Source organism: Staphylococcus sp. HMSC62B09 (assembly GCF_001839115.1).
Lineage (GTDB): Bacteria > Bacillota > Bacilli > Staphylococcales > Staphylococcaceae > Staphylococcus > Staphylococcus haemolyticus.
Window position 1 is genome coordinate 72,320 of the sequence record NZ_KV840129.1, and the last position, 12,564, is coordinate 84,883.

The following is a 12,564-nucleotide window of genomic DNA, read 5'->3' on the forward strand; positions in this document are numbered from 1 at the left end:
AATATATATTTGTAGCCTGAGTCATTGAATTATGTCACAGGCTCTTTTTAGAATAGAACAGCATTCAATATCTTTCAACTTATAAAATAATGCTATAGTTAAAGTAATTGATAAATGTTGGGTGATGATCTGATGGTAATAATTAATACGAAGTATGGTGCTTTTGAAGGTTTGACACATAAGAATTTAGATTTATTTCTAGGCATTCCTTATGCATACCCCCCTATTGGACATCGTCGTTTTAAACACGCTAGTCCTATCTATAGTTATGATACATTGGTTGATGCTACACAATTCAGAGCAATCCCTCCACAACCATTCAATAAATTAGAAACGTTCTTTTCAACTACGAAACAGAAATTTCAACTTAATGAAGATTGCCTACATTTAAACATTTGGCGTCAATCGACTGGCAAAGCAAAGAAACCTGTAATCATTTACTTTTATGGTGGTGGCTTTATAAATGGTCATGGTTCAGCAGAATTATATACTCCAGAACATATTGTTGAGCTACATGATGTCATTGTGATTACGTTCAACTATCGATTAGGTGCATTAGGATTTCTAGATTGGTCTTACTTTAACGCGCACTACGATAAAAATAACGGTCTATCTGATCAAATTGCGGTATTAAAGTGGGTTGCACATTTTATTGAGTATTTTGGTGGAGATCCTAACAATGTTACATTATGGGGTCAATCAGCAGGCAGTATGAGTATTCAAGCATTGATGCAGCAACCACAACTTGACCACTATTATAATCAAGTCATGTTATTAAGTGGCATATTGCAGTTAGATTCAGCAGAAACTGGCATGATGAAAGCACAATATTTTGATGATTTAATGCAACAACACTTTTCCGGAAAAAGTATAAACGATTTAGATGATCAAGCCATTCTACAATTAATGGCATATGAGGAGAAAGCACGTGGCAAATCTAAAGGCTTAGAATTAATATATCAACCGATTAAAGATAGCAAGATGTATAGGCCTCTATCTGAATTCAACAAACCGATTGTATTAAGCTATACGAAAGATGAAGGCGATTGTTATATCCGAAATGAATCACGTAAACTGAACCCTCAACGTTTCGTTGATGTCATGAAATTAAATCATATCCACGTCGATTTCAGTCGTGTTCAAACTGGAAAACAACAAGCATATGTCGTGACGGAGTTATATTTTAAACAGCCTACATTTATGTTACTTCAACAAATGAGTAATAATTCTTATCGTTGGTTGTTACGCTTTGATTGGGCTCGACCTGAACATGTTCATTTTGCAAGTGCTTATCATATTTTAGATTTAGTCTTCTGGTTCGGTAAGATGGATATACTACAAGGTCACTCTATTAAAATTTCAAACAATGAGTTCGAATTAAGCAAACGTATGATAAGTGACTTAGTTCATTACGCTAGAACAGGCACCATGCCCTACGAACCTTACTCGATAAATCGCATAGAACCACGTGTATATAAATAAGGAAAACCCGTGATAGATGCACGCATCCATCACGGGTTTAAAATGGTTATATGATATTAACTTTTAGCATAATGTACGTTCTTTAATGTAAGTACAATAATCAGTCCTAATAAACCTATAAAGGCACTTACAAACGTGACCGCTTCAACATTCATATTTGAAACAACAAGGCCTCCGATAATACCACCTAAACCAATACCTGCATTAAGACAAGACATATTCCAACTCATTACTTGACTTGTGTCACCTTCAACATGTTCGATAATACCACTTTGAATCGCAGGGTTCGTACTCCATTGCACGATATTCCAAATAAAGAGTCCAACTAATAATAGTATTGTTGTAGATAAAATTAAATTAATAGCTAACATAACTATAATAAATACTGTGAAAGCAATAATTAACCATCGCTTACTAGTCAACTTATCAGCTAGCACACCACCCATTGATGTACCAACAACACCGGCAACACCATTAACGAGTAGCGCTAATGATACATAGCCCATGGAGTGACCATTCTCTAAAATAAGTGGATTGATAAATACAAACGTCACTGAATTAGCGATTAGAATAAGCAATGTAATCGCTAAAAACTTAACGATTTCAACTGGTCGAACAATATGAGTTGTAACTTGATTATCATCGGAAACGTTATTATACATTCTATTGGCTTGATTGAGTTCTGTAGTGGTTGGAAGATATTTCAACATTAATAAGCCGGTAATAAGACTAATAACAATAATAAATACGAATGTGAAACGCCAACCAATCCAATCACCAATCATCGTACCGATTGGCACACCAAAGACATTTGCACCACTAAATCCAGTATAGACAACGCCAATCATCTTACCTCTGTTCTTAGGTATCGTTAGCATTGCTGTTAGTGCTAAGACTTTGACGATAATTAATGATGCAGCGGCTGATGATAATATACGTCCGATGACTAAAATCGTAAAGTTAGGCGCTACGGCGATAATGCCATTCCCTACTATAAAGATGACTAAAGTCCATAGTAATACGGGACGTGCAGGGTATCGATTGGTTAATTTAACAAGTATAGGTCCACATATTGCAAAGGTTAATGCATAAAGCGTGACAAGTTGTCCAATAATCGCTTCTGAAACACCTAAGTCATCACTCATTAAATTCATGATACCAGCGACCATCATTTCAACCATACCTACAATAAATACGCTGATGATAAATGTGGCTATCCGCATAACAGACATCATTCATACCCCTTTCATTTAATCATTTTTACATAAAAAACAGCTACGCACTGTTCTTCAAGTTTCGTAACTGTTCCATTATATAATATTCACTTATATTTTTCTTCCCCAATGTTTTAAAAGAGACTTTCATTATTGTTGTATTGATGTTCGATAAGTTCTTGTAGAAATGCTGAAAGAACAAGTAATGCAATTGCACCGTAAGTCACATAATTATTATGCAATACAAAATCAAAACCAAAATTCATATTAAAATAACTTTCAACTAGGCTTATTAAAAATCTAAGTATATTAAATAGTGCAAGTAGTGTAATCATAATTCCAAGCAGATGGGATATAACTTTCATATAATTTGCTCCTTCGTTCAATGATTTAGTTATATAGTAAAATTTTCAAATTAAATACTACTTAGTTTAATCTTAATTTTTACTTAAATAATTATTATCGGAATAGTTAAATGTTAAAAAGTTATATAAGATAGATATTGAGGTGGTTTAAATGAACGGCGAAGTACTTATTATTGAAGATGATAAAGATATTAATGAGTTAATGAAATTATCTTTAAGTACAAAAGGGATACGACACATTAAATCCGTTGATAATATTAAAGATGCAAAATTTGAATTATTGAACTTCAATTTTCAAGTTATATTATTAGATTTAAATTTAAAGTCTGAAGATGGTTATCAGTTATTGAAATATATTGATTTAAATGATACAGCCGTTATCGTAGTTACTGCTAAAACAACACATTTAGATGTTTATAAAGGCTTCGAACAAGGTGCAGTTGATTATATTAAGAAACCCTTTGATCCTATGGAGTTATATTATAGAGTGTCTTTACATTTAAATGATAAAGATCAGTCGATGTATCGTTATAATGATTTAACTATTAACTTCAATAGTATGGAGGTGTGTATTAATGATAAACCAATAAACCTTACGAATCGTGAATATAATTTATTAACGTATCTTGTTAAAAATAAGAACCAAGTACTTACGAAAGATCAGCTTTACGCTAAAGTATGGGGATACGATACAGGTGTCGATGATAACACTTTGATGGTACATATTAGAACTTTGCGTAAGAAGATTGAAGCGACTCCTAATTCACCTAAGATGATTAAAACTGTACGCAGCAAAGGGTACATGTTCAAGGAAGATGGCAATGATCAATAAATTTACATTAAAGTTTCTTAAATATATGACTATATTTGTACTTCTAAATTTCACTATCACGTGCGTATTAATAATTATATTGTTTTTCAAAGTTTTACCTAATATTTATTGGGATATTAACGAAATTGAACCAACCTATTTAGAAACATACGGAGTTGCCAAAGAACCAAATGACAATCTTAAATCGTTAGCCAAGAAGAGTAACGTTGATTTATATTTCGTCCGTAAAAATGGTGACATTCTCTACCCAAAATGGAAACGTAATACAAATATAAAACCAACGCTATTAAAAAACATAAATAACGCGAATTCTGTTGTATCAAAAGAAGGCACGTATCTTGTTTATATCTATAGAAATAAAATGAAACAACCTAAAATAACAAATAGCGATGAAATCAAAACATCACAACTACTTGATAGTTTATCATCTTTAGATTTCAATCATTACAACTATTTGATTTCAAATAATGAACTTCAATTTGTGAAGAATCCAGGTCAAAGAACTATACTGTGGAATGATAACTTTGGCAAAGCCTTTAATGATAGCAAGAATACGTATATTGTACTTTTCATTTCGTTCATCGTTGCTAACATCATCTTAATTGCTTTAACGGCCATTCTAATTTCAAAACGTCTTACAAGACCGTTATCCTTTTACATTGATTGGATTGGCAATTTGTCTTTAGGTAAACTACATCAGCCTACGTCGAAACGTAAGCGATTTAAGAATAGTCGAACATATCCGGAACTGGACGCATCTTTGTCGAAATTGAATGAACAAATGTTGTCTGATAAGTTTTATCATAATCAAATGTCATATTATAAATCGAAGTGGATTAGTCAAATCTCTCATGATCTAAAATCACCACTTACAACGATTTATGGATACTCTAAACTAATACAAGCTGATGAAGCGTCACAATCTTATGTTCAACTTATTTCGGAGAAAGCAACGTTTATGAGTGATTTGATTGATAGCTTGAATCAATCGTTTGATATGGAAACCAATCAGATGAAGCATGATAAAGAGAACTTTCCTATTCAATCAACAGTTAATCGAATTGCTCAAATTATTGGTTATCAATCCCTAACATGCGACTTTCATCTTGAAGATGAATCAACGTTTTATGGGAATAAATTGTATTTCGAGAGACTTCTGATAAATTTAATCAATAATAGTATTGATCATAATGAGATCAACCCTAGCATAAAGATAACTATTTCTAAAATTGAAAATAACTTGATGATTGATTATATGGATGACGGACAAGGCCTACCTCACGCTAATATTGATGCACTATTTAGACAGTCGTATACGTCTAAAACGAATAAAGCTCAACATGGTATCGGTTTATCTATCATAAAAGACGCTGTTAATTATCATCATGGTTCAATTACACTATTACCATCTAAACAAGGTGTACATTTCCATATCGTATTGGTGGATACAGCATAGTAAATTAAAAGTCAGCTTTCATTTGGAGAATCAAGTGAAAGCTGACTTTTTAATTTAATTATCTTTCGCTTCTTCATCGGGTGCATTGAGTGCACTATTACGCGCCACTAATTGATGACGCACGTTAAAGAATTGATTATAGCTTAAATAAGTCGCAATTAAAGCTGACATTATCGTGGCTGTGGTATGGATAAATACAACAAGTAATTGGAATTTAATCGCTTGTAGTGGAGGTACGCCACCAATAATCAAGCCTGTCATCATCCCTGGAATAGAAACTAGGCCATATGTTTTTACCGAGTCTATCGTAGGTACGATAGCAAGTCGTATACTCTCTCTAATTGATGCTTTAGAAGCCAATTTAGGTGTGGCGGCTAATGTAAGCTTAGATTCAATATCGGTAATATCTTTAACAAATGCTCGATCTAAATTCTGGTAAGCCAAATTAATCGCGATAAGGCCATTATTCGCTAACATACCACCTATCGGGATAACTTCATTTGCTTTGAAATCAATTGCTCCAGCTAATACAGTAGCAGTTAGTGGTAAAGCAGTTCCAATAAATATAGCGATAAATGAAATCCAAAAGACATGATGCATAACAGGAGAAGCACGGTTAATTGTGTTCCACGATGCATTTATAATAATGATTAACACTGCTAACATTAATATCCATGCTTGATCTATTTTGAAAATATAGTGCAATATAAAACCTAAGATGATTAACTGTACAACTGCACGTACGGAAGCTACTACTAAATCTTTAATAATATGTAACCCTTCTTTATACGAAATAAAGATTGGAATTAATAATAATAATGCAGTTAAACAAAGGGCTGTATTACTCATTCTGATTTAACGCCTCCTCTTTCGTTATCTCACCATCACTAATTGTTATTCTTCTATGAAAATGTCTCATACTCTGGTCATCACTATGCGTAATCCATAAGACTGCGACACCTTCTTTAACCATGTCAAAAATCATTTGTTCAATAATGTGCTTATTTTGCGTGTCGAGTGCACTTGTAGATTCATCTAGCAATAATATATCCGGACGATACATAAGTTGACGTGCAATCGTAATCCTTTGACGTTCACCTCCGGATAGATGTTCAATCTTAGAGTTTAAATCATACTGACCTAAGTTCACTTTCTTCAATAAATCGAGTGCCTTTTCCTTATCAAAGTGCGCTTCACGAGCTAACGCTGGAAATGACATGTTATCCCCAATCGTCTCACCAAAAAGTTGACTCTGTTGCATGAGATAACTTATCTTCATACGCAATTCTTCAGGAGGATAGTTATTGAATGGCTTATCTTTGAAATAAAGTTCCCCATCTGTCGGGCTAATTAGATTATTAATCTGCTTTAAAAATGTACTCTTCCCACTACCAGATGGACCAATGATCGCTACTGCTTCACCTTCATTTAATTGAAAGTTGATATTTTTGAGTATCATACGTCTATCCGCTTTATATGATAAATTTTTGATGTTTAATAACATCTGTTACTAACCTCCTCTTAACTATTACTTTTATTGAAAAATAAATTAAAATACTTTTTTATTTAACCTGTTCTAGCATCATTTATATCTATAATAACAAAAAAAGAAGTAAGATAAGCGAATTCAAGTTAACATTTATTGATTCACTGTATCTCACTTCAATCCGAGTAAATCGATTACCAAATAATCGAAATAATAATAGAGAGATATGAAATTAAGTTATTTATCATATGCAACGTAATGGTGATTGCTAAGTTACGACCACTACAGTGATACGCAACTACAAATCCAATTGCCATAATTAAATATGGCCCAACTTCAAATGGAGATGATGCGCTTAGTACGTGTAATCCAGCAAAGAATAATACTGATACAACGTACATTGCACCATATGTTAATTTCTTACCGAGTTCATGAATAATGAGATGTCTAAAGAGTAATTCTTCAACGATTGGCGTAACGATTACTATATCTAAAAATAATATTGGCCAAATCCATCTCGTCTTAAAGAGTTCCTCAATTTGTTTATTATTTTCAGTATTATTAAACTGATATTTTTCAGGTAGCAATTCTATTAAGTTTCCGTATAAAAATTGTGCTAAATACATCGCAATGAGAACAACAATAATCAGTATGATATGTTTTTTCAAATCTTTAAAGCGTTGAATTGCTAATGGAATAAGTGATTTGCGATGCATTAAATAAAATAATAGTAATAACAGACACTGTCCTAATAAGACAAAAATTTGATTAATCCCCATTAATTGTTTTATAAAAGGATCTTGTGAGGTCTGACCCGTAATAGCTACAATCGTAATCATTACAACTATTGTTAATATCAACGGCAAAACAATATTAATAATTAAGTAGCCTGGTATAAGCCAGAAATCACGTTTAACAATTCGTTTTGATGCAAATTCATTGTTTAGTTGTGAATGCTTAGATGTTTCTTGCGAATGTTCATATTCATTTGTCATAAGTCTCTCCCTATCTATTCTTTTTGAATATGTAAATTTCAACTATTATCAAAAATTAAAAGAACTTCTCTACCATTGTAGTAATAAATATCACCAAATGTACAGAGCTATGATAAAGATATGATGCTACTAAATTCTTTCCACTTCTTATGTAAATAATGATAGTGCCAATTGATAATATTAAATACGGTATCACTTCCATTATGGATATCAAGTCATATACCTGTACACTTACTTCTATCACTATACTCAATACAATAACTACCATCAAATTCAGCTTTTTTCCGAGTTCATGAATGATTAAATGTCGATAAATTAATTCTTGAATTAAAGGTTGTAATACAACCACTGTAATAAAAGAAAACACAATTGCAATTGGATGATTGAATAGACCTTCAAGACGAAGTTGCGCTTGAGTTACATCATAACTTAAAGGTTTAGGTAGTTTCTGCGCTACATAATTAAAAGTATAATATAGCAATAATGCACTGATACTCACAGTAACTATTAATGGTAAGTAATTACGTTTAACAATGCAAAATTGTCTAAATACCACATCAGCAATATAAAGTTTATGTAATGCAAAAAATGACACGATAACAATAAATTGCGCTATAACGAAACTGACGCTCAACATCAAATTATATAAATATAGTGGTGGTGGATCTTGCGTTATCATCGCATGAACACCTAGAACACCGAATACAATAATAATTGGCATTAAAATTTGAAAAGCGATGTAAATGGGTATTAATAAGAAATCTTTTTTTACTACTTCAGAACTTCCCCATTGATTTCTTAAACCCTCTTGTGTCAATGACTTTTCCTCTTTATCCATAGGTCACCTCTTACATCTTGTACATCATACTTTATCAACGAAATACATGTATGTCATATATCATTTGTTATTCTATCAGATTATTAATATTAAGAAATTGAAAATTTCTTCCTATTTTAAATTGTAAAAGATTTACATTGATGTATGATTTAAATTGTAGAAAGTTCAAAGGGGGAGAAATAAAATTGATTTCTATACTTACAGTTATGCAATTTATTGTTAACATCATGATATTTATTGTGATTCTTTCAATAATCGGCTTAGTACTTGTGTTGCTATTTAAAGATAAAGGGCAGAATCAACACAGTGTCTTACGTAGTTATCCTGTTCTAGGACGTGTACGTTACTTTGCAGAAAAGATTGGACCAGAATTACGTCAATACTTATTTGCAAATGATACAGAGGGGAAACCATTTTCAAGAAATCAGTACACAAATATTGTGCTAGCAGGTAAATACAACTCTCGAATGTCTAGTTTTGGAACACAACGAGAGTATAAGGATGGTTTTTACATACGAAATACAATGTTTCCTTTACAACGTAATGAATTACAAATTAATAATCAAACTATGGTTTCAACATTTGTTTATAAAGTGGACAATGAACGCTTATTTCAACGTGATGAACATCGATATCAAACAGCTATTGATCCGTACTACTTAACAGACAATAATGCTATTATTCTCGGAAACAATTTAGAACATCCTTTTAAAATCAAACGACTCGTTGGTCAATCAGGAATGAGCTACGGTGCACTTGGTGGTCGTGCAATCACTGCATTATCACAAGGGTTAGCCCGTGCAGGCACATGGATGAATACAGGTGAAGGTGGATTGTCAGAATATCACCTTAAAGGTGGAGGCGACATTATCTTCCAAATCGGACCTGGTCTCTTTGGTGTTCGTGATAAAGATGGTAACTTTAGCGACGATCAATTTCTGAAGACGGCAAATCATAAAGAGGTCAAAGCATTTGAAGTTAAGCTCGCACAAGGTGCCAAAACTCGCGGTGGTCATATGGAGGGCAATAAAGTTACAGAAGAAATTGCCAAAATCAGAAACATTGAACCTTATAAAACCGTGAACTCACCTAACCGCTTTGATTTTATAGATTCACCTGAAGACTTATTACAATTTGTAGATAAATTACGTCAACTAGGTCAAAAACCAGTCGGCTTTAAAATTGTAGTGAGTAAAGTTGAAGAAATTGAAGCATTAGTTCAATCAATGATTGATATGAATATTTATCCTGATTTCATCACAATTGATGGCGGTGAAGGTGGTACAGGAGCGACATTCCAAGAGTTACAAGATGGTGTCGGTCTACCATTATTTACAGCACTACCTATCGTAACTGGTATGTTAGAGCAACATCAAATTAGAGATAAAATGAAAATCTTTGCCTCAGGTAAATTAATTACTCCAGATAAAGTAGCAATTGCTTTAGGATTAGGTGCAGATTTAGTTAATATTGCTCGTGGCATGATGATTAGTGTAGGTTGTATTATGAGTCAACAGTGTCACTTAAATACATGTCCTGTGGGTGTTGCGACGACTGATCCTAAGAAGGAAAAAGCATTAATTGTCGATGAAAAGCAATATCGAGTAACGAACTATATTACAAGTTTACATGAGGGACTATTTAACATTGCGGCCGCAGTTGGTGTCAAAAGTCCAAATGAAATTACAAGTGACCATATTGTAATCAAACGCATTGATGGTTCAATAGAAAATATCATTGACTATAAATTGAAATTAATAAATTAACTCGATGGCAAAGAGAGTTAAGGTTGGATAAAAATAATACTTTGAAGCTATATCACAAACTCGTAATAGCTGACTAGTAAGAGAAGGTACTCATATCAAGTACCTTCTCTTTTTTGTAATTTCTTGAGTTAAGCGAGCACCAGTTAAATATCCTCTCGGAAATTCTATCCCCTAACTTTTAATTCTTACTAATTCAGTTTGATTTCATTTTAAAGTGCTGTATAATAATTAAAAATAAATAATCAGAATATTCTATTAATTGGAGGTCATATTTATGACAGACAATCATCCAAATTGGAAATTTGAAACACAAACGATTCATGCTGGACAAGTTATCGATGAATTCTCAAAATCACGTGCTGTGCCTATTTACCAAACATCAAGTTATGTCTTTGATGATACGCAACATGCGCAAGACCTATTCTCTCTGGCTAAACCAGGTAATATTTACACACGAATTATGAACCCAACTCAGAATGTCTTTGAAGCTCGTATCACACAATTAGAAGGTGGTGTTGGTGCATTAGCTACCTCTTCAGGTCAAGCTGCTATCACATTGGCATTACTTAATATTGTGGAAACTGGTTCAGAGATTGTAGCATCGTCTAACCTATATGGCGGTTCTTATAACTTATTAAACATCACCTTTGCAAAACTAGGTATTAAAGTTCACTTTGTTGACCCTAGTGATCCTAACAACTTTAAAGCAGCAATTAATGATAAAACAAGAGCGATTTATGCTGAAACAATCGGTAATCCAGCTATAGATGTATTAGATATTGAAGCGGTAGCACAAATTGCACACGATAATGGTTTACCACTTGTCATTGATAATACATTTGCTTCTCCTTATTTATGTCGTCCATTTGAACATGGTGCTGATATTGTTATCCATTCAGCTACTAAATTTATAGGGGGCCATGGTACATCAATAGGCGGCATTATAGTAGATAGCGGTAAGTTTAATTGGGATAACGGTAAGTTCCCTGGATTAGTCGAACCTGATCCAAGTTATCACGGCATTTCATATACGAATGATGTCGGTGAAGCTGCATACATCACTAAAGCACGTGTTCAATTATTACGTGATTTAGGTTCAGCTGTGTCGCCTTATAATGTTCATGAATTTTTAATTGGTTTAGAAACATTACATCTACGTATGGAACGTCACTCTGAAAATGCCTTAAAAGTTGCTCAATTTTTAGCTCAACACCCTAAAGTCACTTGGGTAAATTATCCTGGTCTTGAAAACAACAAATATCATAACTTAGCTAAAAAATATCTACCAAAAGGTCAAGGTGCAATCCTGACATTTGGCGTAGACGGATCAGTTGATGACATCGCTCACTTCGTCGATAAATTGCAACTATTCTCATTACTCGCAAATGTAGGAGACTCCAAATCACTCGTCATCCATCCTGCAAGTACAACGCATCAACAATTGACTGAAGCGGAACAACGTCAATCAGGTGTACTTCCAGAAATGGTTCGTCTATCTATAGGTACTGAAAACGCTGAAGATATTATTAACGACTTAAATGATGCACTTAGTATTATTTAAATGATATAAAAATAAGCTGTAACGGATCTTGAGACATTAATTTATGTCCCGGCTCCGTTACAGCTTTTCTAGTTCATTATTCATCTGTCATATTACTTTTTTGTTTAAAGCCTAATTTTTTTAATTCTCTAACGGTCCCTTCCATATTGACCTTCTTATCATTTTTAGATGTTGACATTAAAGAGAAATACTTCTCGACTTCTTTAATATCTGCTTTTTTATAGTTTATATCGATTGTTTCGACCCATTTTTCATGATTATTTTCTAAGCTATAAGATACACCTTTAAGGTCTTTCAATTGATGATGATCTTGGAACGTCTTCTTAGCTTCTTTCCTGGACATACCGAAATCATTATACTTCAATGTTGTTACAGTTGATTGTTTTACTACTTTATTCTTTTTATAAGACAATGTCGTTAATACATGCTTCCCTTCCATGTCCCCTTCATATGTCTTAGAGCGTTCCTTACTACACGCGCCTAATATACTTACACTTAACACCATTAATATCGTCAATACAAAGAACTTTTTCATCATACTCATCTACTTCCCACTGTGTCATTTTTCA

At 33.1% G+C, this 12,564-nt stretch carries 12 protein-coding genes; 5 read left to right on the forward strand and 7 right to left on the reverse strand.

Going from position 1 to position 12,564, the window contains the following annotated elements; all coding sequences use genetic code 11:
* Positions 1–132: 132 nt before the first annotated feature.
* Entirely contained in the window at positions 133–1,482 is a 1,350-nt protein-coding gene (locus tag HMPREF3265_RS05420) for a carboxylesterase family protein (RefSeq protein ID WP_070861113.1), read from the forward strand.
* A 56-nt stretch (positions 1,483–1,538) separates the two neighbouring features.
* Here HMPREF3265_RS05420 and HMPREF3265_RS05425 read toward each other — a convergent pair whose 3' ends face one another.
* Both HMPREF3265_RS05425 and HMPREF3265_RS05430 read right to left on the reverse strand, forming a co-directional pair.
* Positions 1,539–2,714, reverse strand: a complete 1,176-nt coding sequence (locus tag HMPREF3265_RS05425; RefSeq protein WP_070861114.1) for an MFS transporter — start codon at positions 2,712–2,714, stop codon at positions 1,539–1,541.
* A gap of 116 nt (positions 2,715–2,830) precedes the next feature.
* Complete coding sequence (locus HMPREF3265_RS05430; RefSeq protein ID WP_052071612.1) at positions 2,831–3,061, reverse strand: hypothetical protein; 231 nt, start codon at positions 3,059–3,061, stop codon at positions 2,831–2,833.
* Between the two features lie 151 nt (positions 3,062–3,212).
* On the opposite strand from HMPREF3265_RS05430, the gene HMPREF3265_RS05435 reads away from it, so the two are divergent.
* Positions 3,213–3,893, forward strand: coding sequence for a response regulator transcription factor (locus tag HMPREF3265_RS05435; protein ID WP_070861115.1), 681 nt, complete (start codon positions 3,213–3,215; stop codon positions 3,891–3,893).
* A complete protein-coding gene (locus tag HMPREF3265_RS05440; protein ID WP_070861116.1) occupies positions 3,883–5,349 on the forward strand; it encodes a sensor histidine kinase in 1,467 nt (488 codons plus the stop codon). Before HMPREF3265_RS05435 ends, HMPREF3265_RS05440 begins: the two co-directional genes overlap by 11 nt.
* 54 nt (positions 5,350–5,403) lie before the next feature.
* On the opposite strand, the gene fetB is transcribed toward HMPREF3265_RS05440, so the two are convergent.
* The 4 genes from fetB to lnsB all read right to left on the reverse strand — a co-directional run bounded on the left by fetB (position 5,404) and on the right by lnsB (position 8,668).
* A complete protein-coding gene (gene fetB, locus HMPREF3265_RS05445; protein WP_037550211.1) occupies positions 5,404–6,198 on the reverse strand; it encodes an ABC transporter permease in 795 nt (264 codons plus the stop codon).
* Positions 6,191–6,853 (reverse strand): ABC transporter ATP-binding protein, encoded by a 663-nt coding sequence (locus HMPREF3265_RS05450; RefSeq protein ID WP_053025570.1) that lies wholly within the window; start codon positions 6,851–6,853, stop codon positions 6,191–6,193. The genes fetB and HMPREF3265_RS05450 overlap by 8 nt, the downstream gene beginning before the upstream one ends.
* A gap of 176 nt (positions 6,854–7,029) precedes the next feature.
* Positions 7,030–7,830, reverse strand: a complete 801-nt coding sequence (locus HMPREF3265_RS05455; RefSeq protein WP_070861117.1) for a CPBP family intramembrane glutamic endopeptidase — start codon at positions 7,828–7,830, stop codon at positions 7,030–7,032.
* A gap of 55 nt (positions 7,831–7,885) precedes the next feature.
* Positions 7,886–8,668, reverse strand: coding sequence for a CPBP family lipoprotein N-acylation protein LnsB (gene lnsB / locus HMPREF3265_RS05460; RefSeq protein ID WP_070861118.1), 783 nt, complete (start codon positions 8,666–8,668; stop codon positions 7,886–7,888).
* Positions 8,669–8,856: 188 nt separating this feature from the next.
* On the opposite strand from lnsB, the gene HMPREF3265_RS05465 reads away from it, so the two are divergent.
* Positions 8,857–10,434, forward strand: coding sequence for an FMN-binding glutamate synthase family protein (locus HMPREF3265_RS05465; RefSeq protein ID WP_141764272.1), 1,578 nt, complete (start codon positions 8,857–8,859; stop codon positions 10,432–10,434).
* Between the two features lie 274 nt (positions 10,435–10,708).
* A complete protein-coding gene (locus HMPREF3265_RS05470) occupies positions 10,709–11,995 on the forward strand; it encodes an O-acetylhomoserine aminocarboxypropyltransferase/cysteine synthase family protein (RefSeq protein WP_070861120.1) in 1,287 nt (428 codons plus the stop codon).
* 76 nt (positions 11,996–12,071) lie between these two features.
* Here the strand turns inward: HMPREF3265_RS05470 and HMPREF3265_RS05475 are convergent, their stop codons facing one another.
* Positions 12,072–12,533 carry a YehR family lipoprotein gene (locus HMPREF3265_RS05475; protein ID WP_053025561.1) on the reverse strand — a complete coding sequence of 154 codons (462 nt, stop codon included), beginning with the start codon at positions 12,531–12,533 and terminating at the stop codon, positions 12,072–12,074.
* Positions 12,534–12,564 lie beyond the last annotated feature (31 nt).

Coding starts and splice junctions, on each gene's coding strand:
- lnsB (WP_070861118.1), bottom strand. CDS start 8,668: ATGGATAAAGAGGAAAAGTCATTGACACAAGAGGGTTTAAGAAATCAA.
- HMPREF3265_RS05435 (WP_070861115.1), top strand. CDS start 3,213: ATGAACGGCGAAGTACTTATTATTGAAGATGATAAAGATATTAATGAG.
- HMPREF3265_RS05475 (WP_053025561.1), bottom strand. CDS start 12,533: ATGATGAAAAAGTTCTTTGTATTGACGATATTAATGGTGTTAAGTGTA.
- HMPREF3265_RS05450 (WP_053025570.1), bottom strand. CDS start 6,853: ATGTTATTAAACATCAAAAATTTATCATATAAAGCGGATAGACGTATG.
- HMPREF3265_RS05430 (WP_052071612.1), bottom strand. CDS start 3,061: ATGAAAGTTATATCCCATCTGCTTGGAATTATGATTACACTACTTGCA.
- HMPREF3265_RS05420 (WP_070861113.1), top strand. CDS start 133: ATGGTAATAATTAATACGAAGTATGGTGCTTTTGAAGGTTTGACACAT.
- HMPREF3265_RS05425 (WP_070861114.1), bottom strand. CDS start 2,714: ATGTCTGTTATGCGGATAGCCACATTTATCATCAGCGTATTTATTGTA.
- HMPREF3265_RS05470 (WP_070861120.1), top strand. CDS start 10,709: ATGACAGACAATCATCCAAATTGGAAATTTGAAACACAAACGATTCAT.
- HMPREF3265_RS05440 (WP_070861116.1), top strand. CDS start 3,883: ATGATCAATAAATTTACATTAAAGTTTCTTAAATATATGACTATATTT.
- fetB (WP_037550211.1), bottom strand. CDS start 6,198: ATGAGTAATACAGCCCTTTGTTTAACTGCATTATTATTATTAATTCCA.
- HMPREF3265_RS05455 (WP_070861117.1), bottom strand. CDS start 7,830: ATGACAAATGAATATGAACATTCGCAAGAAACATCTAAGCATTCACAA.